Annotated in this window: 23 protein-coding genes and 1 pseudogene; 8 read left to right on the top strand and 16 right to left on the bottom strand. The window is 64.9% G+C overall.

Annotated features, from left to right (window positions below):
* Positions 1 to 228: 228 nt before the first annotated feature.
* Positions 229 to 567: pseudogene (locus FG93_RS29150) on the top strand (transposase); the annotation flags it as partial.
* A 26-nt stretch (positions 568 to 593) separates the two neighbouring features.
* On the opposite strand, the gene phnE reads toward FG93_RS29150, so the two are convergent.
* The 5 genes from phnE to FG93_RS29125 form a co-directional block, all read right to left on the bottom strand.
* The gene (gene phnE, locus FG93_RS29145; RefSeq protein ID WP_081881984.1) at positions 594 to 1418 is read right to left on the bottom strand and encodes a phosphonate ABC transporter, permease protein PhnE; all 825 of its coding nucleotides are present in this window, start codon (positions 1416 to 1418) and stop codon (positions 594 to 596) included.
* A complete protein-coding gene (locus FG93_RS29140; RefSeq protein ID WP_043241945.1) occupies positions 1415 to 2188 on the bottom strand; it encodes a phosphonate ABC transporter ATP-binding protein in 774 nt (257 codons plus the stop codon). Before FG93_RS29140 ends, phnE begins: the two co-directional genes overlap by 4 nt.
* Before the next feature lie 10 nt (positions 2189 to 2198).
* Complete coding sequence (locus FG93_RS29135; RefSeq protein WP_043241943.1) at positions 2199 to 3080, bottom strand: phosphate/phosphite/phosphonate ABC transporter substrate-binding protein; 882 nt, start codon at positions 3078 to 3080, stop codon at positions 2199 to 2201.
* A 1-nt stretch (position 3081) separates the two neighbouring features.
* Positions 3082 to 4965 carry a cytochrome c peroxidase gene (locus FG93_RS29130; protein ID WP_244448767.1) on the bottom strand — a complete coding sequence of 628 codons (1884 nt, stop codon included), beginning with the start codon at positions 4963 to 4965 and terminating at the stop codon, positions 3082 to 3084.
* Positions 4966 to 5048: 83 nt separating this feature from the next.
* On the bottom strand, positions 5049 to 5507 hold the full coding sequence (locus FG93_RS29125; RefSeq protein WP_052514345.1) for a Fur family transcriptional regulator: 459 nt from the start codon (positions 5505 to 5507) through the stop codon (positions 5049 to 5051).
* A 535-nt stretch (positions 5508 to 6042) separates the two neighbouring features.
* Between FG93_RS29125 and FG93_RS29120 the strand changes: the two genes are divergently transcribed.
* Entirely contained in the window at positions 6043 to 7389 is a 1347-nt protein-coding gene (locus FG93_RS29120) for an Nramp family divalent metal transporter (RefSeq protein ID WP_043241942.1), read from the top strand.
* Between the two features lie 362 nt (positions 7390 to 7751).
* Here FG93_RS29120 and FG93_RS29115 read toward each other — a convergent pair whose 3' ends face one another.
* From FG93_RS29115 to FG93_RS29095, 5 genes are all read right to left on the bottom strand, one after another.
* Positions 7752 to 8945 carry a M20 aminoacylase family protein gene (locus FG93_RS29115; RefSeq protein ID WP_043241941.1) on the bottom strand — a complete coding sequence of 398 codons (1194 nt, stop codon included), beginning with the start codon at positions 8943 to 8945 and terminating at the stop codon, positions 7752 to 7754.
* 113 nt (positions 8946 to 9058) lie between these two features.
* Positions 9059 to 9838 carry an amino acid ABC transporter ATP-binding protein gene (locus FG93_RS29110; RefSeq protein WP_043241940.1) on the bottom strand — a complete coding sequence of 260 codons (780 nt, stop codon included), beginning with the start codon at positions 9836 to 9838 and terminating at the stop codon, positions 9059 to 9061.
* Positions 9835 to 10758, bottom strand: a complete 924-nt coding sequence (locus tag FG93_RS29105) for an amino acid ABC transporter permease (protein ID WP_043241939.1) — start codon at positions 10756 to 10758, stop codon at positions 9835 to 9837. Before FG93_RS29105 ends, FG93_RS29110 begins: the two co-directional genes overlap by 4 nt.
* A complete protein-coding gene (locus FG93_RS29100; RefSeq protein ID WP_043241938.1) occupies positions 10755 to 11645 on the bottom strand; it encodes an ABC transporter substrate-binding protein in 891 nt (296 codons plus the stop codon). The genes FG93_RS29105 and FG93_RS29100 overlap by 4 nt, the downstream gene beginning before the upstream one ends.
* 76 nt (positions 11646 to 11721) lie before the next feature.
* Positions 11722 to 12684: an ABC transporter substrate-binding protein gene (locus tag FG93_RS29095; protein ID WP_043241937.1), complete on the bottom strand. Its 963-nt coding sequence runs from the start codon at positions 12682 to 12684 to the stop codon at positions 11722 to 11724.
* Between the two features lie 98 nt (positions 12685 to 12782).
* Between FG93_RS29095 and FG93_RS29090 the strand changes: the two genes are divergently transcribed.
* Positions 12783 to 14108 carry a PLP-dependent aminotransferase family protein gene (locus tag FG93_RS29090; protein WP_043241936.1) on the top strand — a complete coding sequence of 442 codons (1326 nt, stop codon included), beginning with the start codon at positions 12783 to 12785 and terminating at the stop codon, positions 14106 to 14108.
* An 83-nt stretch (positions 14109 to 14191) separates the two neighbouring features.
* Positions 14192 to 15229: a P1 family peptidase gene (locus FG93_RS29085; protein WP_043241935.1), complete on the top strand. Its 1038-nt coding sequence runs from the start codon at positions 14192 to 14194 to the stop codon at positions 15227 to 15229.
* Between the two features lie 26 nt (positions 15230 to 15255).
* On the opposite strand, the gene rnk is transcribed toward FG93_RS29085, so the two are convergent.
* Both rnk and FG93_RS29075 read right to left on the bottom strand, forming a co-directional pair.
* Complete coding sequence (rnk, locus tag FG93_RS29080) at positions 15256 to 15684, bottom strand: nucleoside diphosphate kinase regulator (RefSeq protein WP_043241934.1); 429 nt, start codon at positions 15682 to 15684, stop codon at positions 15256 to 15258.
* 480 nt (positions 15685 to 16164) lie between these two features.
* Positions 16165 to 17070, bottom strand: coding sequence for a dihydrodipicolinate synthase family protein (locus FG93_RS29075; RefSeq protein WP_052514344.1), 906 nt, complete (start codon positions 17068 to 17070; stop codon positions 16165 to 16167).
* Between the two features lie 110 nt (positions 17071 to 17180).
* On the opposite strand from FG93_RS29075, the gene FG93_RS29070 reads away from it, so the two are divergent.
* From FG93_RS29070 to FG93_RS29055, 4 genes are all read left to right on the top strand, one after another.
* Positions 17181 to 17939, top strand: a complete 759-nt coding sequence (locus FG93_RS29070; protein ID WP_244448766.1) for a FadR/GntR family transcriptional regulator — start codon at positions 17181 to 17183, stop codon at positions 17937 to 17939.
* Positions 17936 to 18904, top strand: coding sequence for a tripartite tricarboxylate transporter substrate binding protein (locus tag FG93_RS29065; protein ID WP_043241932.1), 969 nt, complete (start codon positions 17936 to 17938; stop codon positions 18902 to 18904). The genes FG93_RS29070 and FG93_RS29065 overlap by 4 nt, the downstream gene beginning before the upstream one ends.
* A gap of 101 nt (positions 18905 to 19005) precedes the next feature.
* A complete protein-coding gene (locus FG93_RS29060) occupies positions 19006 to 19479 on the top strand; it encodes a tripartite tricarboxylate transporter TctB family protein (RefSeq protein WP_043241930.1) in 474 nt (157 codons plus the stop codon).
* A gap of 7 nt (positions 19480 to 19486) precedes the next feature.
* Positions 19487 to 20998: a tripartite tricarboxylate transporter permease gene (locus tag FG93_RS29055; RefSeq protein WP_043241928.1), complete on the top strand. Its 1512-nt coding sequence runs from the start codon at positions 19487 to 19489 to the stop codon at positions 20996 to 20998.
* 106 nt (positions 20999 to 21104) lie between these two features.
* On the opposite strand, the gene FG93_RS29050 is transcribed toward FG93_RS29055, so the two are convergent.
* Genes FG93_RS29050 through FG93_RS29035 form a run of 4 tightly spaced genes read right to left on the bottom strand, consistent with a single transcriptional unit; the run spans position 21105 to position 23677 of the window.
* Positions 21105 to 21392 carry a hypothetical protein gene (locus tag FG93_RS29050; protein WP_152579693.1) on the bottom strand — a complete coding sequence of 96 codons (288 nt, stop codon included), beginning with the start codon at positions 21390 to 21392 and terminating at the stop codon, positions 21105 to 21107.
* An 8-nt stretch (positions 21393 to 21400) separates the two neighbouring features.
* Positions 21401 to 21694, bottom strand: a complete 294-nt coding sequence (locus FG93_RS29045; RefSeq protein WP_043242052.1) for a copper-binding protein — start codon at positions 21692 to 21694, stop codon at positions 21401 to 21403.
* A 32-nt stretch (positions 21695 to 21726) separates the two neighbouring features.
* Positions 21727 to 22215: a plastocyanin/azurin family copper-binding protein gene (locus FG93_RS29040; protein ID WP_152579692.1), complete on the bottom strand. Its 489-nt coding sequence runs from the start codon at positions 22213 to 22215 to the stop codon at positions 21727 to 21729.
* 25 nt (positions 22216 to 22240) lie between these two features.
* Entirely contained in the window at positions 22241 to 23677 is a 1437-nt protein-coding gene (locus tag FG93_RS29035; protein WP_052514354.1) for a multicopper oxidase family protein, read from the bottom strand.
* Position 23678 lies beyond the last annotated feature (1 nt).

Genomic DNA, 23678 nt, shown 5'->3' with positions numbered 1-23678 from the left:
CCCTGAAGGTCGTCAGTTCAAATCTGGCCCCCGCAACCAAACCTCCCAAGACGATCTCAAACCCCGCCTCCCCAGGACGCGGGGTGCGCCCGTTCCAGAACCAGAAGCGCCTGAGCGCCGGACACCGCCATATCGGCCGAATCCAGGTCCCGTCCGCCGCGCCCAACATCGAGCCGCCCCGAGCGCGGACTCTGGAGCCGGCGCCTCGGCGAAGTCCCCATCGCTGACACCCACGCCATGCAGGCCCATCTCGACGAGATCGCCAGGACGGTGGCCAAGGGCACGCATGCGGTCTTGTTGCTCGACCGCGTCGGATGGCACACCACCGGCAAGCTCGTCGTGCCCGCAAACATCACCTTGATCTTCCCTCCCTCCCGCGCCCCGAAACTGAACCCGGTTGAAAATGTCTGGCAGCATCTGCGCGCCAACTGGCTCTCCAACCGCGTCTTCGACACCTAATACGGCATCATCGACGCAGTCTGCGACGCATGGAACCGCCTCGTCGCACGGCCAAAGACCATCACCTCAATCGGAATGCGAGAGTGGGCTCATGTCGGTCAATCATGAGGGCCGTTGGTAGAAGCTCCCCGGAGTCAGCGCAGCATGCGCCGTATCATGCCGTTCGCGAGTTCGATCAGGATGACGAAGGCGACGACGACGAGGGTGAGCGTCGCGACCTTCTGATACTGGAAGGTCCGGACATAGACTTGGATATAGAAGCCGATACCGCCGGCGCCGACGACCCCGAGGATGAGTGATTCACGCAGATTCATCTCGAAGCGGAACAGCGTGTCGCGGACGATGTCGGGCGCCATCTGCGGCCAGGCACCGAAGCGCAGCTTCTGCAGGAAGCTCGCGCCGGCGCTGTCGAGCGCCTCGATCGGTGCCCGATCCACGCCGTCGATCGCCTCGGCATAGAATTTCGCCAGCATGCCGGTGGCGTGGAAGGCGACGGCTAGGATGCCCGGTAGGGGCCCGAGCCCGACCGCTCCGACCATCAGCATCGCGACCAGGAGAAGCGGAATGCCGCGGACGGTGGCCAGCAGCCATTGTACGGGCCGATGCAGCCAGCGCGGTGTCAGCGTCTCGGCCGCGAGCGGGCCCAGCACGAGCGAGAGCACAACGCAGCCGAACGTGCCGAGCACGGCAATGCGCAAAGTCTCGGCCGAGGATTCGAGCACGACGGGCAACACCGAGAGATCCGGCGGCAGCATGCGTCCGAGGAAATCGGCAATGCGGCCGCCGCTGCTGGCGAGCCGGTCGAGTTCGATGTCGCTGCCAGTCCAGGACCAGATGATCAGCGCAGCCAACGCCAGCGAGAGCAGGAAGGGCGCGTAGGAGGGAGAGCGCCCGCCGCGGTCGCGGGGCGGCGCTCCGGTCTTGGCTGCGGGAATGGCGAGGCTGTCCCGCGTGCTCATGAGACGGGTTCCGGAACGGGTCCAGCCTCCTCGTAGATGTCGGTCAGCGTGTCGTCGCGCAGCGCCTCGGGCGGCCCGTCGAAGACGACGTGGCCTTGATCGAGGGCGATGAAGCGGCCGACATAGCGCGCGACCAGGCGGGGCTGGTGCGACGAGACCAGCAGGGTCACGCCGCGCCGCGCCGCGCAATCATGCAGCAGGGCCAGGACCGCTTGAGCCGTTACCGGGTCAAGATTGCTGATCGGCTCGTCGGCGAGCAGGAGGGCGGGATCCTGCGCCAGGCAGCGCGCGATGGCGACCCGCTGGCGCTGTCCGCCGCTGAGGCGATCGACCCGCTTGCCCGCGAGATCGTCAATGCCGACATCGCCCATCGCCCGCTCCACGGCGTCGTGGTCGTCCTCGCTGAAGCGCCCAAGCAGGGATTGCCAAGGATGCGTGCGTCCGAGCCGCCCGTTCAGCACGTTCTGGCGGACGCTCTCCCGCTCGACCAGTGCGAACTCCTGGAAGACGAAGCCGGTATTGCAACGCCAGGCCCGCGAAGGTGTCCTGGCCGGATCGAGCGTCCGGCCAAGCACTTTGGCGTGCCCGCGAAAGGCGCGCAGACGGCCATCGAGCAGCCTGAGAAGCGTCGATTTGCCGGCGCCGGACGCGCCGATCAGCGCCACCTTCTCGCCAGCTTCGATCCGCAGTTGCGTGATCGCGAGGCTGCCCCGATCCTCGCCCTTGTAACGAAAGGACAGATTGTCGAGCGCGACGGCACTGCCTGGCATGGCGGTGATCCTACTTCATGAGCCCATAGGCTTTCGCCAGTTCCCTGACGCCGTCGAAGCTCTTCGGATCAGCCTCCACATAACCATCCGGGCTATAGACATGCTTCAGCAGCGCGACGTTCTGCGGTTCGTTGAGCTTGAGCATGGCGGCGACGAACTTCGCCTTGAGCGCCGGGTCGAGGCCCTTGCGCGCGATGACCACATGCGAGGGGATCGGCTTTGACTCGGCGATCCATTTCACCTGAGGTTGCTGATCCGGCGTCAGCAGGAGATCGGCATATTGGCTGACGCCGGCAGCGTCGACCAGCCCGGCCTGCATGGCCTGCATGGCCTGCTGATAGCCGCCGGCGAAATAGACCTTGCCGAAGAAGCGCTTGGGATCCTCGCCGCGCTTAAGCAGGCCGTTCTCAACGAAGATGTCGAGCGGGTAGAGATAGCCTGATTCCGAGATCGGATCGGCGAAGGCGATGGCTTTGCCCTTCAGGTCCGCCAAGCTTTCGATGGCGCCGTCGCGCCGCACGAAAATGCGGCCCGTATAGGTCGGGCTGCCGCGATAGACTTCGGCCAGCACGGCCTCTGCCCCGGTTTCGGTATTGGCGATGACATAGGGCAGTGCCCCCATGAAGGAGATGTCGGCGTCGTTGTTGCGCAGGGCCTCTACCGCAGCGGCGTGATCGCTTCCGACGAAACCGCGCACCGGGACGCCGATCTCCTTGGCGAGCCAGGCCGAGATCACCTTGATGTCGCCCTGCAGCTTCTCCGGGTTCTCCTGTGGAATGAAGGCGAGAACCAGTTCCTTGCGCTTCTGTGCCAGCGCCGGGGCAAGAGGTGCGACCGCGATGGCGAGGCCGGCCAGCACGAGAGCCCGGCGGTCGATCGTCAGACGCGTCATCTCAATACATCTCCTCGTCGTACTTGGCCTGGAATTCCTTGAACCGCGCCCAGCTCTTCTCGGCCGCCGCCCAGTCGTCAGCAGCGATCGCCTTGCGCATGTCACTGAGAAGTCCAGCGACTTCGTAGACCTTGGGCTTGGCCGCGGCATTGGCCATGCCGCTGGCGTCGGCCGCGAGATCGGTCGCAACTGTCTCAAGCATCAGGTCGGCGTGTTTGGCGTCGCGCTTGGGCAACAGCGTCTCAAAGGTCGAGGCGAAGGTGGTCAGTTCCTCCCAGTCGAGGCGGAACTTGGTCTTGCGGCCCTCGAACTTCTGGTAGGGCTCGTTGGCGTCGCCAATGGTCTCAAGATAGGCGGTCAGGTCGACCAGTTCGGACTTGCGAAGCTTGAGCTTGTAGCGGTCGTTGAACCAGTCGACGACGCTCGCCAGAGTCGGCAGCGAGCCATCATGGAAATAGGGTGCCGTGAACTTGGCGCCGAGCAAGGTTGGCGTGTCGAAGGCGCCGTCGCGGCCGCCCTCGTAGCTCGGCCTGGCCGAGCCGATATCGTGCGCCTGCCGGTCGAGAAAACCGGCCGAAGGAATGTGGCAGGTGGCGCAGGCCTTGCCGTCCATTTGCGGGAACGGCTTGCGGAACAGCTTGGCGCCGCGGACGGCCGAGGCCGAGGCCTTCTCGGTGAGGCCACCGCGCTTGTCGAGCTTGTCATTGGGCAGGAAATCGAATTCGAGCAGATAGGCCACCATCGCATCGAGCATGAAGGGCGTCGGCTCATTGCCGGCGAACTCGCTGACGATGACATTGCGGGTGAAGTCACGCAGGCTGCCGAAGCGGCCATCCCGACCATAAGGGGCAGTGAAGCGCAGGCCGCGCAGCGAGGGAATGTCGAGGCTCCCGCGGCGACGATCGTTGAAGAGCGGGTTGAAGAACGAGCCGCGCGTGTCGATGGCGCCCTTCTGGTGGCTGATGCCGGGGATGAAGAAGGTCTGGTTGACGTCGCTGCGGTTGTGGCAGCTCGAACAGGCGAGACCGAGCGAGCGCGCCGGCTCGCCGAAGATGAGCGGGCTGTCGAACAGCATGTCGCCATAGGCAACCAGCGGAAGATCGGTTTCCTTGATCTCGCGCTCCTCGAAATTCAACACGAGCTTGGGCAGCGGGTCCTGATCGTTGAGATTGCTGCCCGGCGGCAGCCAGGGCGTGACCTTGACCTCGCTCTGGGCGGCGACGACGCTTTCCGGCAGCGGCGTCAGGCTCTCGCGCGCCTTGAAGCGCTCCGGCTCGAAATTGGCGGCGAGGTAGTCCTCGATCGCCTTGCGCGCTGCGGCGAAGACTTCGAGCTCGGGAGCGACTGCGCCGGAGCCGAGCACACCCTGCGAGCCGACGCTGCTGGTCAGCTCCAGCCAGGCCAAGCCGAGCCGCTTGCTGGCTTCCGGATCGGCCTGGTCGATGAATTCACCGAAGGAGCGGTAGAGCGTCTGCGCCTCCAGCACCTTCTGATGCGCCTTGCCGGAGCTCGCCAGGCTATCGGCTGCCTCGGCAAGCGTCTGGCGCGTCAATTGCGAGGTCGCCCGCGTCGCCGCCTCATAAAGCGCCTGCCGGTCCTTTGCCGTGATCGCCCTGCCGATCGCGGTTGCGGCCCCGCCTTTCAGGCTCTCGAAATAGTTTCTGGCCGGGCGCGAAATCGCCGCCGCCGGATGGGGATTCTCGTAAGCCGCGCTGATCTGGTCCCAGACCACGGGCTTGAGATCGCCAAGGAACATCATGCTGCGATAGCTGGCCGCGGCCGGGTGCCACGGCGTCTCGACGCCGATATCTGCCCTCGCCGGCGCGCCCTGGGCCAAGGCGGCTGCCAGCGCCAAACCGATCCACGCAAGAATCCGGCGCCGCATCATCTTGATCCCCAACTTGCGACTGCGATCCATTCGCATGAAGTGGATCATATCTCAGCTCGGGGAGTCAATGCAATTGCAACTTATTCGCAATTAGGCCGAAGCGGCGCGCCCTGTTCGTCAGACTTCGCTGTGCGACGTCCAAAGAGGACGAGTTTGTACCCGGTCAGCTCGAAACCGAGCTGCTTGGCAACCTCCGCCTGGAGCAGTTCGATCGCATCCGAGCGGAACTCCACCACCTCGCCCGTGTCGACATTGATCAGATGGTCGTGATGACGCTCGGCCGCCGGCTCGATCCGAACCCGCCCGCCCGCGAAACTGTGGCGCTCGATCAGCCCCGTCGCAGCAAATACCTTCAGCGTCCGATACACCGTTGACAGCGAAATGCGCGGATCGATCGCCGCGACGCGGCGATGCAGCTCCGATATGTCCGGATGATCATGCGCGTGCGCGACGACATCGGCGATGATCCGGCGCGGTCCCGTGATCCGCTGCCCCGACTCGCGGCAATGAGCGATCAGCACATCTGTGTCGGTCGTCATCCGACTCCTCCCGATGCCCATATTAACTGAGAATCATTCGCATGTGCATTGGCAATGACGGAGCAGCGCCGATAACCTCGCCTGCTAAGGGACAAAGGGGCACGCGAACCCCATGCCACGGACACGTCGTTCAGTAACAACCCGTGGCGGCTCCGGCCATAAGAGAGGAGCTCGTCTCCATTTACGATGGCAGAATACTCGGCAAGTTCGAGTTATTTTTGATACCGATACTTGTTGTTGCGGGCTATTGATTTTTCCGTTTCGGAATTTAACCTCGTCGCCATACGCTGAATTCGGGTATTCCAATTTTCGACGTGGAGATCACATCTATCGATTGCGATTCTCTCTCTTGGTGGCGTGCTCTCATCCAAGAGTGTGTCTACCCGTGAGTGTAACTGGCTCGACCGCAGACCTTTGGTCGGGCGCGCAGACTTTGGTCTCAGGATTTATCGTAGTCGAGTAGCAGTTGAATTGACGGCCCTTCATTCTGACTGCAACCTTGCTCTTGCAGACGAGTTGCAATTCGGGGTCAGTCATGACGATCGATATCGCCCGCGCTCCGAAGCAAGGCAGCTGGCAGCGCCAGCGTGGGGAGCCGTCGCTGCTTGACGTGTACCGGTCGATCCCGGTTTCGGCCAGGGCTACGCCATGGCGCAAGTTCCTGACCTTCCTCGGCCCGGGCTACCTCGTCGCAGTCGGCTACATGGACCCCGGCAACTGGGCCACAGCGCTCGCGGGCGGTGCGCAGTTCGGCTACACGCTGCTGGTCGTCGCGTTGATCTCCAACATCATGGCGATCATCCTGCAGTCGCTCTGCGCCCGGCTGGCGATCGCGACAGGCAGAGACCTCGCCCAGGCTTGCCGCGACGCCTATCCGCGCTGGGTCTCGTGGTCGCTCTGGATCTTTGCTGAACTGGCAATCTGCGCTACCGACCTCGCCGAGGTCATCGGCACGGCGATCGGCCTCAATCTGCTCTTCGGAATCCCGCTCGAAATCGGCGTGCTGATCACCGCACTCGACGTCTTCGTCGTCCTCTGGCTGCAGAACAAGGGCTTTCGCTGGATCGAAGCCTTCATCATAACCCTGCTCATCGTCATCGCCCTTTGCTTCTCCATCCAGATCGCGCTCGCCGATCCCGATTGGGGTCAGGTCATTCGCGGCTTTGCCCCGACGACCGACATCATCACCAATCCCAACATGCTCTACCTCGCGCTCGGCATTATCGGCGCGACCGTGATGCCGCATAACCTCTTCCTGCACTCCGGCATTGTCCAGACGCGAGCCTTTGGCCAAAGCCTGCCGGAGAAGCGCAACGCCCTGAAATACGCGACGCTCGACACCACCGTCGCTCTGATGTTCGCCCTGATCATCAACGCCGCCATCCTGATCCTCGCAGCAGCGACCTTCCACAAGGCCGGCCAGAGCGCGGTCACCGAACTCGGGCGCGCCCATGAGCTGCTCGCACCGCTGCTCGGCGCGTCGATCGCTCCATCGCTCTTTGCCATCGCACTGCTGTGCTGCGGCTTCAATTCGACGGTGACCGCGACCATGGCCGGGCAGATCGTCATGGAAGGCTTCATCGACATCAAGCTGCCGGCCTGGCTGCGTCGCCTGGTGACCCGGCTCGTCGCCATCGTCCCCGCCATCGTCGTGACGATCCTCTATGGCGAGGGGCAGACCGGCAAGCTGCTCGTCCTTTCGCAGGTGGTCCTGAGCTTCCAGTTGCCATTCGCCGTCGTGCCGCTCGTGATGTTCACCGCCTCGCGCAAGAAGATGGGCGAATTGGTCGCGCCGCGCTGGCTGACGGCGAGCGCGGTCGTGATCGCCGCCGTCATCATCGTCCTGAACGTCAAGCTGCTTCTCGACTTCGCCTTCGGCTGAGGCATTCGAATGCCGAACCATCCCGGGCGCTCCGCTCTGCCCTGGCGGTGGAACCTGATGTACGTCCCTGATTGTCGCGCCGTCACCGCACCATCAAGCTAAATTCGCGGCCACTCTCGGCAAGGGCAAGCCGGAAGCCGACTGGTTTCCGGCTTGCCCGGATCCTTCCGAAAGGCCGGACGCGTCAGCCTGGGGCGATATATCGGGGAGGCTGAACTCCCAGGCGAAAGCGGCCCCTTCAGGGCGACACTATTGCAAGCAATCTCACAGCCAGGACATGAATGTGTGGACGGGCCAGGCAGATGATCGAAGAAGGATGGCGTCGCCCTGCGGCTGCGCCTCGCGCTTCGCGAGCCAGTGCCTCAACGCGTCGCGGCCTGCAGATAGCGCTCGACGAGTCGGGCCCACATCGCGGCGCCGACGGTCAGGCTGTCATCGGCGAAATCATATTGTGCGCTGTGCAGGATTGCCGAATTCACGCCGTTGCCGAGACGCAGGAAGCTGCCCGGCCTGTGCTCGAGGAAATAGGAGAAATCCTCGCTGCCGGGAATCATCTGGCAGGTCGCGACCTTGTCGGCGCCGACCAGTTCTTCCGCGACCATGCGCGCGAAGGCCGTCTCGGCTTCGGCATTGACCACGACGGGATAGCCGCGCTCGTAGTCGATCTCGATCGATGCGCCGTGGCCTTCCGCGACCGAGCGCGCAAGCCTGACGATGCGCTCCTCCAACAGGTCGCGAATGTTCGGCTCGAAGGAGCGTACGCTGAGCGCCAGCCTGGCCTCTTCGGGGATGACGTTGACGGCCTGGCCTGCATGGATGGTGCCGACCGTGACGACGGCCGTCTGCGTCGGATCGATATTGCGCGAGACGACGGTCTGCAGCGCGACCACGAGATGGCAGGCGACCACGACGGGGTCGATGGTCAGATGCGGCCGCGAGGCATGGCCGCCCTTGCCCCTGATCGTGATCGTGACCGTGTCGGCGGCGGCCATCATCGGACCGGATCGCAGCAGGATCGTGCCCTCCGGTGCGCCGGGATGATTGTGCAACCCGAAGATCGCATCGCAGGGGAAGCGCTCGAACAGCCCGTCGGCAATCATGGCCTGGGCGCCGCTGATCTTGCCCGCCTCCTCGGCCGGCTGGAAGATCAGCGTCACCGTGCCGTCGAAGCGGCGCGTGCGGGCGAGGTATTCGGCTGTGCCGAGCAGGACGGCGGTGTGCCCATCATGGCCGCAGGCGTGCATCTTGCCGGGCCGGAGGCTGGCATAGGGAAGGCCGGTCTCCTCGGTGATCGGCAGCGCGTCCATGTCGGCGCGGATGGCGATGCTGCCCGTGCCGGTGCCGCTGCTCAGGCGCGCCACGACACCATGGCCGCCGACATTGCGGGTCACCTCATAACCCCAGGCCGCGAGCTTGTCCGCGACATAGCGCGCGGTCTCGGCCTCTTCGTGGGAGAGCTCCGGATTGGCATGCAGGTAACGGCGCGTCGCCCTGAGATCGGCCTCCATGGCTTCGAAATCGGAGACGCGGGCGAAGCTGTTGTCGAGCGCTGGCATGATCTATCTCGGTCTTTGCGGATGCGACCCGACCGCACTGGCCGGAATGCCGCGGCTAAGGCATCGGCCCGAAAACTGGATTGCGGTTTTCGGGAAAGCCGATGCAAACACTGTCAGAGGAAGCGCGACAGGAAGGCCTGGGTGCGCGGATGGCGCGGATTGTCCATCACCTCTTCCGGCCGGCCCATTTCGACGATCTTGCCGCCATCCATGAACACAACCCGGTCGGCGGCCTCGCGTGCGAAGCCGATCTCGTGCGTGACCACGATCATGGTGAGCCCTTGCCGGGCGAGATCGCGCATCGTCGCCAGGACTTCGCCCACCAGCTCGGGGTCGAGCGCCGATGTCGGCTCGTCGAACAGCATCAATTTCGGCTTGATCGCCAGGGCGCGGGCGATGGCGACGCGCTGCTGCTGGCCGCCGGAGAGCTGGCGCGGATAGCTTGCCGCCTTGTCCGAAAGGCCGACCCGATCCAGCAGGTCGAGAGCTTCGGCCGTCGCGTCCTTGCGGTTCATGCCATGGACGCCGATCGGCGCCTCGATGACGTTCTCCAGCGCCGTCATGTGCGGATAGAGATTGAACTGCTGGAAGACCATGCCGATCTTGCGGCGCTGGCGCGCGATGCCATTGCCCGTGAGCTTCTGCAGCCGGTCGTTGCGCATCCGGTAGCCGATCTGCTCGCCATCCACCTCGATGAAGCCTCGGTTGATCGCTTCGAGATGGTTGATGCAACGCAGGAAGGTCGACTTGCCCGAACCGGAAGGCCCGAGGATGACGACGACCTCGCCCGGCATCACGTCGAGGTCGATGCCCTTGAGGACCTCGAGATGGTCGAAGGACTTATGGATGTCGCGGGCCGTGACGAGCGGCGCGATCGCTGCAGCGGCGGTCAATGGCTTGCCTCCTGCGCGGCGGGGAGCGGAGCGGCCGCGCCGTCGCGGCGTTCGCCGCGGCTGTAATAGGCCTCGATATAGCTCTGGCCGACATTGAGGAGCGAGGTGATCAGCAGGTACCAGAGAACCGCGACCAGCAGCATCGGGATGATCTCGAAGGTGCGGTTGTAGATCGACTGAACCGAGTAGAGCAGATCGGCCATGGCGATGACGCTGACGAGCGAGGTCGCCTTGATCATGCTGATGAGCTGGTTGCCGGTCGGCGGCACGATCGAGCGCATGGCTTGGGGAATGATGATCCGCCACAGCGCTCGGCCCTTGGTCATGCCGAAGGCCTCGGCGGTCTCGGCTTGGCCGCGATCGACCGAAAGCAGGCCGCCGCGGATGATCTCCGCCATATAGGCCGCTTCGTTCAGCGCGAGGCCGACGATGGCGGCGGTGACCGGAGTGATGACAGCGTTTGTTTCCCAGCTCGCCAGAGTCGGCCCGAATGGGATCGCGAGCGAGATCTGGGGGAACAGCGTCGAGAGATTATACCAGAAGATCAGCTGCACGAGCAGTGGCGTGCCACGGAAGAACCAGATGAACAGCGACGCCGAGGAGCTCGCGAGATTGTCCTTCGACATCCGCGCGATTGCCAGTGCGAGCCCGAGCGCAGTGCCGATCACCATGGCCACGACCGTCAGCCCGAGGCTGACAGAGAGGCCGTTGAGCACGGTGCGGTCGAAGAAATAGGCGGCGACGACCGGCCAGCCGAAATTCTCGTTCCTCGCGACGATCAGGCCGAAATCGGCGACGATTACGGCCGTGACCGCCCAGAGGATCAGGCGGCCGATCGGGAAGGGAGCGTGCGCATTGGTCACGTCCCTCGGGTCGGCGCCGCCCGAGCGCGGCGCGGTCATCGCGGGCTCGCCGCTCATTTCGGCAGGGCCCCGCCGAGATTGATGCCGGGCTCCTTGAGCATGTTGTTCTCGAGGCCCCACTTCTTCATGATCGCGGCATAGGTGCCGTTATCGATCAGGATCTTGACGGCATCGCGCAGAACCGGGCCGAGCGGCGAGCCCTTGGGAACGACTGCGCCCTGATAGAGATCTTCAAAGCCGTTGCGCGCACCGACGCCGGCGAGTTCAAGCTGGCCGTTGGCCTGCGCGACGAAATAGGTCAGGGGCGCCTGCGACGAGAAGAAGGCATCAGCGCGCTTGGAGCGGACCGAAAGGATGGAGCTCGGCTGATCGGAATAGGACTGCACCTCGATGGCGCTCTTGCCGTCCGCCTTGCACTTCTCTGCCTGGACCTGGATGACGCGCTCGGCCGAGCCGCCGGCCATGACGGCAATGCGGTTGCCGCACGCGGTGTCGAGGGAGGTGATGCCCTTGGGATTGCCCTTCTGCACCGCGAAGACGACGAATTCCTGGACCCAGTCGACGAAGTCGTTGGCTTCCTGCCGGCTCTTGAAATCGCCGACGGGGCCGAAGGCGAACTGGTAACGGCCGGCGTTCACGCCGGCGAGCAGGGCTGGCAGGCCTCCCACCGTCGCATGCTCGATCGTGACGCCCAGAACCTGGCCGATGGCGTCAGTGAGGTCGGAGCTTGCGCCGCTCATCTCGGTGCCGGTGACGATCTCGTAGGGCGGGAAGGAGCCGTTATTGACCGAAATCATCTTGCCTTTGCTGCGCAGGGTCTCAGGCAGGCGGGCGCGCAGCTCCTCGTTGACCGTCTGCTTCGCGATGGAGCCCTGCTGGGCCAGCGCGGATCCAGCCAGTGTCAAACCGGCGAAGGCGACCGAGGCAATCAATCTGAAATACATGGTGCTACTCCCCATTCTTGTCTGAACTTGCAGGCCGGGCGGCGGCGCCGGCCTGTCGCAACGCTTCTCGGGCGTGTCAGCGGGTCCGCGCTTGCCGCGGGAAAAGCTCGGCCGGCGTCAGCAGGCGCGGCAGGATCTTCTGCTCATGGAGCTCGGTCGCGAAATCGGCGATCATGACTGCGTTCTGGGCGAAACCGCTCGCGCTCCATGAAGAGGGCAGATCGCGGGCGCAACGGCGCAGCTCGTCGAACATCCAGGGCGTCGTATCGGCGTATTTCTCGCGCTTCTCGAGCCAGACCCGCTGCGACTCGTCGATCAACGCACTGAGCTCATCCATGATCCAGGGATGGTCGCGGACGACCTCCGCCTTGAAGCCGATCAGGTGCATGCCCGGGATGTAGCCGACCTCACGGAAATAGGCGGTTTCCGCCGCCCGGAAATCCTCGAGCACCTGGCGGAATGGCGAAGCCGGATCGAAAAAGCCCTTGGGCATGAAGGGGGTAAAGACCGCGTCGAGCCCGCCATCCCGCAGGAGATCCACCATCGGGCGCTCGCCCGGGGCGGCCTCGATCCGGCCGGGACGGCCGAAGCCGTCGAGGCGGTCGGTGATCGGGTGCGCCTCGGTCAGTCGCCCGGCATACCAGTTCGCGTCCTCGACGCCGACGCCTTCGCGGCGCACGGCGGCGCGGGTCCAGGTGTTGCCGGAGTCGCGCCAGCCGGTGACACCGATCTTCTTGCCGGCAAGGTCGGCGAGGGTGCGGATCGGGCTGTCCTTGGTGGTCACGATGCAGCGATGGCGAAAGCCGCGCATGATGAAGTTCGGCATGCCGACGATCTTGTCGTCGCCGTCATGGCGCAGCTGGGCATAGCGGCTGAACGATAGTTCCGCGGCATCGTGAGCCTCGTCGCTGGCCAGATCGCCAACGAGTGTGCCGACACGATCGACCTCGATCCTCAGCCGGGGCGAGGAGACGTCGCCAAGAACCAGCGGGGTCATATAGTCCCAATCGCGGAGTGCAAGGCGCAGCGTCACAGCCATGTTGGCAACTCTGAAAAGCTCTCGACAGGCCGAGTGCTAAATGTTCAAAAATGACTGCGCAAATGTTATTATGTTATTGAACATTAAATGGCCGGCACATGAACAGCTCGATCAGCGCCGACTGGCTCGCAAGGATGATCGTCGATCGCAGCATCCGGGGGATCGCCCTGGAGACCAGCGCGCTGATCCGTGCGGGGGCGCTGCCGGTCGGGGCGCGGCTGCCGGCGATCCGCGACATCGCATACGAAATGAAGGTCAGCCCCGCGACGATCTCCGAGGCCTGGAGTGAACTGCGCCGCCAGAAGATCATCCGCGGCCGGGGGCGCAACGGCACCTGGGTCAGCGGGGATCGCTTCATCGCCCAGCCGGAACGGCTGGCGAGCTCCGGCGACTATGGCGCCGGCGTGCTGAACCTGTCGCTGGCAATTCCCGACACGGCGCTGCTGCCGCCGCTCGCACAGGCGCTGGCCCATGGTGCATCGGTCGACAAGCTCAACAGCTACGAACGAAGCCGGGTCGTACCGGAATTGCGCGAGGCGGCCGAAGCGCGCTGGCCCTATCGGCCGGAAGCATTCCTCGCCACCAATGGCGGCTACAATGCCGTCTACAACACCCTGCGCGCGCTCGTGCCGCCGGGCTCCGCTGTCGCGATCGAGCACCCGACGGCGATGCGGCTGCTCGATATTCTCGAGGATCTCGGCGTCAGGATCGTGCCTGTGGCATGTGACGAGCACGGCCCCTTGCCGGCTTCGCTCCGGGCCGCGGCCCAAGAGCGGCTCGCCGCCTTCGTGTTCCAGCCGAGACTGCACTCGGTTACGGGGCAGACGGTCAGCGCCGCGCGGCTCGCGCTGATCGGCGACATTCTCGCAGAGAGCGACGCGCTCATCATCGAGGATGACGGTGTGGCCGACATCTCGGAGGCACCTCCCGCGTCACTGGGCCAGCGCTTTCCGGAACGCACCATCCACATCGTCTCCTATTCGAAGACGCTCGGGCCCGATCTGCGGCTTGCCGTGCTGTCGAGTTCGGCGGCAATCGTCGAACAGGTCCAGTCCTATCGGGCCTTCAGCGCGGGCTGGACGAGCCGCGTGCTCCAGGGCGCAACCTCCTGGCTGCTGCGCGACGAGGCGAGCCGGAATATCGTGGCGAAGGCCCGCATGGTCTACAAGCAGCGGCGCGACAGGCTGGCTGCGGCGCTGGCCGCGCGCGGCATCCAGACCGCGCCTGGCAGCGGCCTCTGTCTGTGGGTGCCGATCATCTCGGAGCCGTTTGCGATGGTGACGCTCGCCGCGCGCAACATCGCCGTCAATCCCGGCAGCAAATTCTCGGTCCTGCCCAGCGCCCATATCCGCGTCGCGACCTCGACCCTGACCGATCGCTACGACGAAGTGGCCGATGCGATCGCCCTGGCCCGGTCTCCCTGATCGCAGGACAGCGTTGCGGTGCTGGCGGACGCCGGGGTTTCCGTTATAGGCGGAAGCATCGTCAGCCAGCCGGATTGCCGCTCATGCCTGCCCGCGCCCGTTCCCTTGGTTTGATCTGCGGCTCGCTGCCGCCCGGCCCGTTCAATGCGATTACCGACATCGCCGGCGTCCGTGTCGGCCACAGGACCATTCGCGACGGGGATATCCAAACCGGGTTCACCGCCATCCTGCCCCATGGCGACGATCCGTTCCGCGAGAAACTGCGCGCCGGGGTCGACGTCATCAACGGCTTTGGCAAGAGTGCCGGGCTGGTGCAGGTCGCGGAACTCGGCCAGATCGAGACCCCGCTTCTGCTGGGAAACACATTGTCGGTCGGGACCGGCTTCAATGCCCTGGTCGCGCGCGCGCTCGCGGCCAATCCCGATATCGGCCGGACGACCGGCACCGTCAATCCGGTCGTGCTCGAATGCAATGACGGCTTTCTCTCCGATATCCGAGCCCGCGTCCTGAGCGAGAATGACGCCTTCGCCGCACTCGATGCCGCCACCGCCGGTCCGGTCGAAGAGGGCGCCGTCGGCGGCGGGACCGGCATGAGCGCCTTCGGTTTCAAGGGCGGCATCGGCACGGCTTCGCGCCTGCTCAGGCTGGACGGCAGGGACTATGCGCTCGGCGTGCTGGTCCAGGCCAATTTTGGCAATGCGGGAGACCTGGTCCTGCCGGATGGCCGCCGGCCCGTTCCGCCCGCGATGCCGCACGCGGCAGCGCCCGAACGCGGGTCCGTCATCATCGTGGTGGCGACCGATATCCCGATGGAATCGCGGCAGCTGACGCGCGTTGCAAGACGGTGCGGTGCGGGGCTGGCGCGGCTGGGCGCATTCTGGGGCAATGGCAGCGGTGATATCGCGCTCGCCTTCAGCACCGCCGGCCGCATCAGCCATCATGAACGCGCCGATTTCGCGCCCATGGTCGTGCTCAATGAGAACCGGATCGATCTGCCCTTCCGCGCGGCGGTGGAGGCGACGCAGGAGGCCGTGCTCAACGCCATGCTCGCCGCGCCCGCCGTGACGGGGCGAGACGGTCACGCGAGGCCTTCACTCGCTGACGTTCTCGCCCGATCCTGAGTGTTTGCAGCAGTCGCGCGCCGCAATCAGGCCGATTGCGGCGAGCCGTCGGCCGGGTCACGGACGGCCTGTACCGTCAGCCGCTTCACGTCGCCGCTGCGTGTCGTCCAGTTGATCGACTGGCCGACCGAGAGGCCGATCAGAGCGGTCCCGATCGGGGTCAGGATCGAGATCTTGCCCTGGGCGATGTCGGCCTCAGGCGGATAGACGAGCGTGACCGTCGTGGTCTTGCCCGTAACCTCGTCCTGGAACAGCACTTCGCTGCCCATGCGCACGGCGTCGGCGAGTTGGCGCCCTTTGGCAAGAACGCGGGCGCGCGCCACCTCGTCCGCGAGCTCCGCGGCGACATCGGGAAAGGTGTTCGTCGCGGCGATCGCAAGCTGGGTGAGCTTTTCGTGATCGATTGCGGTCAGGGTGATACGGGGTTTTGCCCCGCCGGAGGTCCGGTTGGTCATGTGAAGTTCGTCCTGAATGAATGCGCGCCCGCAGGCATCGCGTAGCAGTGGAAAATTGCGCGCATGCGAGCTCGTGCGATGCCGGACAATGGCGTCGGGGGCTCTCTGCCTTCGGCAGACGCTTTCGTCGCTTGCGCTGATGGATGGATTTGCGGGGCGTTGCCCGCTTCGACCTTAAGTCCGGAATGATGCCGATTCGGCGCCGGAAGGCCGACCGCCCCGAACCCGAGGCGCGCGGCGCGACGAATCCGGGGCTAGTTGCCCGCGATCAGGTTACCTGCCCGGTGCAGGCCGCGACGGAAATTCGAGAAGCGCGCCATCATGTCTCATGACTTAGGCTCGCTGCCCGAATTGTCAAATCATGTGGCTGCCCGAAGGCCGCTCAAGGCAGCCGAGCCGGCTTCCGTCCGGTCCCGATCTAGCGTTCTGTCTTTGCATCGGCTTTCCCGAAAACCGCAATCCACGTTTCGGGCCGATGCTTTAGGCCGGAGCCTTGTAGGGGCCGAGCTGCGCGGCGTGCTGTCGCACGAGGCCCAGACCGAATTCCGTGGGTCGCAGAGCAGGAGACCTGTCGTGAATGGCAAGGCCCGCGCGCTCGCCGAAGAGGCGCTTGCCATAGCAGAGCAGGCTCTCGATCGACTGCATGATGAAGACGATCGCGGGCGAGACGTCGCGATAGGCGGCCTCGGCGCCGAGCTCGTCTCCAGCCATGAAGCGGTCATAGGCGCGTATGGAGTGATCGATCGTGTCGGGAGCCAGAATCATGCCCGCGCAACCGGCGCGCAGGTTGTCGACCAGTTCGAGGCCGCCGCGGCCGTTGAAGACAGGAAGCCGCCCTTCCGTCGTCGTGATCAGCTGCCGAATGTCCACGGCTGGGCCTTCACCCTTGATCAGACTGATATTCGGATGGCGCGACACCAGTTCGCGGATGTCTTCGGCCGAGAGGCCGCGCCCCATATAGGCAGGCGCATTCTGGATCGCGACGGGCAGCGAGGTTGCGTCGGCGACCCGGCCGAAGAAGCGGATATATTCGGCTGCGCCAAAACTGCCGACCATCGGCGGCTGCAGGATGACCCAGTCGGCCTTCGCAGTCTCGGCTGCCCTGACCTGCTCGATCTGTTCCGCGACGGACGAGCCGTAGATCGTGAAGGCGAGCGGCACGCGTCCAGCGGTATCCTCGGAAACCCACTCCATCACCGAGAGGCGCTCGGTCTGTGTCAGCTTGGAGACTTCGGTGGCGAGACCGAGCGCGGCCATGCCGTGCACGCCCAGCGCGAGGCAGAGTTCCGTCTGGCGGCGCATCGCGGCCCGGTCAAGCCGCTCCTGCTCGTCGAACAGGGCGTAGACCATGGCGTGAATGCCGGCGAAAGGCGGCGCGAAGCCCATCTCATACCCTCACAAGTAGCGTGTCGTTTCTAAGATCAGATGTTAAACATCAGATGAATGGTTGCAAGCGAAACCCGAGCGTGGCAATTTCCTGGAAATGGAGGGTCGAGATGTCCCAGGCTCATGGCATGCGGAAAGGCGCGAAGCCCGGAAAGATCGGCGCGATGGTCGCCGCGCTCGGGGCTGCGATCGTGCGCGGCGAGATCGCGCCGGGGACGGTGCTGCCGCCCGAGCACGAACTGGAGGCGCATTACCGGGTTGGTCGCAGCGTCGTCCGCGAGGCGATGAAGACGCTGGCTGCGAAGGGGTTGGTGAGCGTCCGCCCGCGCCACGGCACACATGTTCGTCCCGCCCAGGACTGGATGCTGCTCGACAGCGATGTGCTGGGATGGGTGCGGATCGGTGGCGGCCTTGACCGCAGCCTGCTGCTCGCATTGGAGGAAACCCGCGCGATCATCGAGCCCGCGGCGGCTGCGCTCGCGGCCCAGCGCGCCACGCCTGAGGATGTCTGGCGGATCAAGGCTGCGCTTGCCGCGATGGACGCAGGTCAGTTCGACCCGCAGGCGGCGATCGCGGCGGACAAGGCTTTTCATCTCGCCATTCTGGAGGCGACGCATAACCCGGTGCTGCGCAGCTTTCGCGGCGCGATCGATGCGATCCTGAGCGCCATCTTCGACATCACCGTCGGCGTCTTCACCGGCAACCTGCCGAACCATGCCGCCGTTGCGCGCGCGATCGAGGCCCGCAACGCAAAGCAGGCGCGCGAAGCCATGGAAGTCCTGCTTGGCTACACCTACGGACACCTGCTCTCGGACGGCGCAATAACGCCGCCGGATCTCAAGAAATCCACCCTCGGAGAAACGCCATGACATTCAAGACCCTGATGCTTGCCGCAGCGATGACGGCGACGAGCCTTTCTGCATCCGCCGCCTGGCCTGAGCGGCCCGTCATGCTGATCGTGCCCTGGGCCGCCGGTGGCGGCACCGACGCCGTTGCCCGCATTCTTGCGGCGGGGCTGGAGAAGGAACTCGGCAAGCCGGTCAATGTCGTCAACCGCACCGGCGGTGGCGGCGTCGTCGGTCATACCGAGATCGTCAACGCCAAGCCGGACGGTTACACGATCGGTCTGGCCACGGCCGAGGTGACGACCTTCTACTGGTCGAACACCGCACCCTTCACTTATGAGAAGCTGACGCCGCTGGGGCTGGTGAATTTCGATTCCGCTGCGTTCAACGTCGCTTCCAACAGCCCCTGGGCCAATCTGCGCGCGGCGCTGGACGACATCCGCAAGCAGCCGGTCGGCCATTTCAAGATGTCGGGCATGGCGGCGGGCGCCGCCTATCACCTCGCCTTTGCGGGGCTGCTGCAGCTCGAGGGCATCGACCCGAAGAGCGTCGTCGTGGTTCCAAGCCAGGGTGCGGCGCCTGGTTTCCAGGAGCTGGCCTCCGGTGGCGTGCAGATCGTCCCGTCATCGCTGCCCGAAGGCAAGCCGATGATCGATGCCGGCCGCGTCAAGTCGCTCGCCGTGCTTTCGAAGGAGAAGATCTCCGCCTTCCCGTCGGTGCCGACGGTCAAGGATGCGATCGGCAAGGACTATGAGGGCGGCACCTGGCGCGGCCTTGCCGCTCCCGCCAACCTGCCGGCCGAGGTCACGGCACGTCTTGTCGACGCGACCGACAAGGTGGCGAATTCCGATACCTACAAGAGCTTTCTGGCCGAGCGCGGCTTTGGCTATGCCTTCGCCAAGGGACCGGCCTTCGGTACCTTCCTCGCCGAGCAGCACAAGCGCAATGGCGAGATCATGGGTGCACTCGGCCTGCGCCTGCGCCAGTAGCTCCAGCTGATTCCTACCCGGCCCTGCGCCGGGGCATGACGCGGCGCTGGCTTCGGTGCGCCGCGTCCAACCTACCATGTCCTTCGCGCCGGCAGGTCTGCATGAAATTCAACGATCTCTTCGCCGGGCTGGTGTTTCTTGGGCTGGCCGCGCTCGTCGCAACGGCGTCCTGGCATCTGCCGAACCCTTCGCAGCAACCGCTGGGCCCCTCCGCCTTCCCGCTGATCCTGTCCGGACTTCTGGCGCTTTGCGCCGCGATCCTCGGGCTCAACGGCGCCCGCGCGGCCGACCGCGGCCCGATGCTGGCCCTGGCCGACTGGGCACGCAGCCCTGCAGCGCTGCTGAAGCTTACGCTCGTGCCGGCTGCGGTGCTGTTCTACCTCTGGTTCTCGGAGGTGCTCGGCTTCCTCATCGCTGCGCCGCTGATCCTCGTCGTGCTGTTCATGGCGGGCGGAGTCCGGCCGGGCCTGGCGGTCCCGCTCTCCCTGCTCGCGGCACTCGCGATGCATTCGATCTTCTATCTCGGCCTCAGTGTTCAGCTGCCGTGGGGCCCTCTCGAACCGATCCGCTGGTGAGGCTGCCATGCTCGATGCCTATGTCACCGCGCTCGGGATGGTGCTCGATCCCTATGTGCTCGCTGTCATCACCGCCTCGGCCATCTACGGCCTCGTCGTCGGCTGTATTCCCGGCCTGTCCGCCACGATGGCGACAGCGCTTCTGGTGCCGCTGACCTTCTTCATGCCGCCCGTCCCGGCTATCGCCGCGATCGTCACGACCAGTACGATGGCGATCTTTTCGGGCGATATTCCAGGCTGCCTGCTGCGCATTCCCGGGACGCCGGCCTCGGCAGCCTATGTCGACGATTCCTACCAGATGACGCTGCGGGGCGAGCCTGAACTGGCGCTCGGCATCGGGCTCTGGTTCTCGGTGCTCGGTGGCCTGTTCGGAACCGCGGTGATGATGGCGGCGTCGCCGGCGATCGCCGATTTCGCACTTGGCTTCGGCTCGGTCGAGTTCTTCTGGATCGTGATGCTTGGCCTCGGCGGGGCCGTCTTCATTGGCTCTTCGACGCCACTCAAGGCCTGTATCGCATTGCTGATCGGCCTGATGATCTCGCTCGTCGGCATGAACAATCCGGCCGGCCAGCCGCGTTTCACCCTCGACTCGACCGAGATGCTCAGTGGTGTCTCGCTGATCCCGATGATGGTCGGCATGTTCGCCTGCTCGGAAGTGATGCGCCACATGATCTCCGATGGCAGCGCGCCGCAGATCGTCATCAAGAAGATGGGGCCGATCTTCGCCAATATGTGGCGGCTGACCAAGCAGTACCCGTGGCAGCTCATTCGCGGCAGCGCGCTCGGGACCGTCGTCGGTATCCAACCTGGCAGCGGCGCCGACATGGCGGCGTGGATGTCCTATGCAATGAGCAAGCGCTTCTCGAAGACGCCTGAGAAATTCGGCACGGGTCACCCCGAAGGACTGATCGAGGCAGGCGCCTCCAACAACAGCTCGCTTGCCGGCGCCTGGATTCCGGCTCTCGTCTTCGGCATTCCCGGCGACTCGATCACGGCGATCGCCATCGGTGTCCTGATGATGAAGAACATGGCGCCAGGGCCGACGATCTTCGTCAACAATCCGGAGAACGTCTACGCGCTGTTCCTCGTCTTCGTCATCGCCAACCTGCTGATGCTGCCGCTCGGCTGGGCGATCATCAAGGCGGCCTCACGGGTGCTGCAGGTGCCCCGCAGGATCCTGATGCCGATCATCCTGCTCTTCGCCATCGTCGGCTCCTACGCGATCAACAACTCGCTCTTCGATGTCGGGTTGATGCTGGCCTTCGGTGCCCTTGCCTTCGTGCTGGAGGAGAACGGCTTTCCGGTTGCGCCGGTCATTCTCGGCGTAGTGCTCGGGCCGCTGCAGGAGGAGTATTTCATCAACTCGATGATCAAGTCCGATGGCAGCCTGATCGGCCTGGTCAATCGGCCGATCGCGGCGGTGCTCGCGGCGGTGACGGTGGGGATCATCGCCTGGACGATCATCGCTTCGCTGCGGGCGCCGAAGGATCCGGCAAGGCCGATGCCGCAGGACCTCTGACCGTCACTTGAAGCAAGCAAGAAGGCCGGCAGCGATGATCCCGCTGCCGGCCTTCCCTATATTGTGGGCTTCACCCTGCGAGGACTGTCGGCAAGGGGCTGCTCGGCTACCTGCCCCGCTCGTCTTCCGACGAGGGGCTGCTCGCTGTGCAACGACCAGCGATGCAGACCAGTTCGATCACCTTGTGCCCAGTGCTGAAGCAGTTCGCCCGGTAGATGACGATCTTGCCCTGATCGGGCAGCCTCGTGACCTTGGCATTGGCACAACCGGAATCGAGCAGGGCGCGCTGCAGGTCGCCATCGCCTGCGACGCCGGGGGATGGAGCGGACATGACGAGGGCAGCGAGCGCCACGAAGAACTGGTCGCGCTCTCTGCCTACCGTGGTGCGGGCCACCGTTGCGCTTACTTCGCCTTCTGCAGCTTGGTGACGGTGATCTGGCCGTTGACGCGGTCGGCGGTGAACTTGACCTTGTCGCCGGCCTTCACGTCCTTGAGCATGGCCGGATCGGCGGCCTTGAACACCATCGTCATGCCGTCCATGTCGAGGTTCTTGATCGGGCCGTGATCGAGCGTGATCTTGCCCTGGGCCGTATCGACCTTCTTGACCGTCGCGCTCACCACCGGTGCGTCCTGTGCCAGAGCCGCGCCAGCGAGGCTGCCGCTAACAAGCGCGATCGTGAGAAGTCTGCGCATCATGATCTCCATTCGTGGTTGGGACATCGCCATCGTCACTTGACGATGATCTTGCCGGTCATGCCGGCTTCACGATGGCCGGGGATCAGGCAGGAGAAGTCGAACTCGCCCGCCTTGGTGAACTGCCAGACGATCTCGCCGGTCTTCTTGGGGGCGAGGCGCTTGGCGTTCGGGTCGTCATGCTCCATGTCGGGGTTCTTCTGCATCTCGACGGCGTGCTTGAGGTTCTCCTCAAGCGTCGCCAGAACGAGCTCATGGTCGAGCTCGCCATTGTTGCGGAGCGCGAATTTCACCTGCTCGCCGCGACGCACCTCGATCCGGTCCGGAATGAACTGCATCTTGCCGTCGCGTTCGGTCATCGAGACCTGGACGACGCGGGCCGGCTTCTTGGCATCGCCCGGCTTGCCATAGGCGGTGTCGTCGCCATGGCCGTGGCCAGCGCCACCCGGGCCGGCCAGCGCGGCTCCGGTCGACATCAGGATCGCCAGGGTCGCAAGTCTCAGTCTCGACAGCGTGGTCGTCATCGGCATGCTCCAGTAGGGGACGGGGTTAGTGGTTGGAATGCCCGCCGGCCTTGGCCGCGGGGAGTGGCTTGCCATCCGGGCCGAGCCGGGGCTTGCGCGGATCCTTCACGCGCCACTCGGAGGCTTTCACGCCGCTGTCGGGCGAGGCCGCGCGCGGGGCCTCGCTCAGCTTGGCGCCCTTGTATTCGTAGGCGACGGTGCCTTCCGGGTGCTTGAACCAGCCGGGGTCCTTGTAGTCGTTCTTGGCGAGGCCCTCGCGGACCTTCACCACCGAGAACATGCCGCCCATCTCGACCGGGCCGAACTGTGCGAAGCCCGTCATCATCGGCAGGGTGTTGTTCGGCAGCGGCATCTCCATCGACCCCATCTCGCCCATGCCATTGGAGCCCATCGGCATGTAGCCAGGTGCGATCTTGGCAATCCGCTTGGCGAGGTCCTTCTTGTTGACGCCGATATAGGTTTTCACCGAGTGGCCCATGGCGTTCATGGTGTGGTGCGACTTGTGGCAATGGATCGCCCAGTCGCCGGGTTCATCGGCGACGAAGTCGAAGGCGCGCATCTGGCCGACGGCGACATCGATCGAGACCTCGTCCCAGGCGGCCGCGGGATCGACCCAGCCGCCATCGGTGCAGGACACCTTGAATTCGTAGCCGTGCATGTGGATCGGATGGTTGGTCATCGTCAGATTGCCGAAGCGGATGCGCACCTTGTCGTTCTTGGCCACGACGAAGGGGTCGATCCCCGGAAAGACCCGGCTGTTCCAGCACCACAGGTTGAAGTCGAGCATGGTGTTGACCTTCGGCACATAGGAGCCGGCCTCGATGTCGAAGGCGTTGAGCAGAAAGACGAAATCACGGTCGACGCGGCGGAAGGCCGGGTCCTTGGGGTGAACGACGAAGAAGCCCATCATGCCCATCGCCATCTGGACCATCTCGTCGGAATGCGGGTGGTACATGTAGGTGCCCGAGCGCCGGAGCTGGAACTCGTAGACGAAGGTCTTGCCGGGCGGGATATGCGGCTGGGTCAGCCCGCCGACGCCATCCATGCCGTTGGGCAGGCGCTGGCCATGCCAATGGATCGTCGTGTTCTCGGGCAGCTTGTTGGTGACGAAGATGCGGACCTTGTCGCCCTCGACCGCCTCGATGGTGGGGCCGGGAGATTGGCCGTTATAGCCCCAGAGATAAGCCTTCATGCCCGGTGCAAGCTCGCGCTCGACCGGCTCGGCGACGAGATGGAACTCCTTCCAGTCGCCGTTCATGCGCCAGGGTAGCGTCCAGCCGTTCAAGGTGGCGACCGGCTGGTAATCCGGGCCGCTGGTTGGAACCAGCGGGGCCTGCGTCGAGGCGTCCGTCATGGTCGGTGCCTCGGGGACGGACGCGAAGGCGGTGCGGCCGGAAACGGCGGTTGCGCCGGCAAGGACGAGGCCGGACGAGCCGATGAAGCCTCTGCGTGACATGGTCATG

This window comes from Allobosea sp. LC85 (assembly GCF_000735605.1).
In the GTDB taxonomy this organism is placed as follows: Bacteria; Pseudomonadota; Alphaproteobacteria; order Rhizobiales; family Beijerinckiaceae; genus Allobosea.
This window is presented reverse-complemented; position numbering and strand designations above follow the sequence as displayed.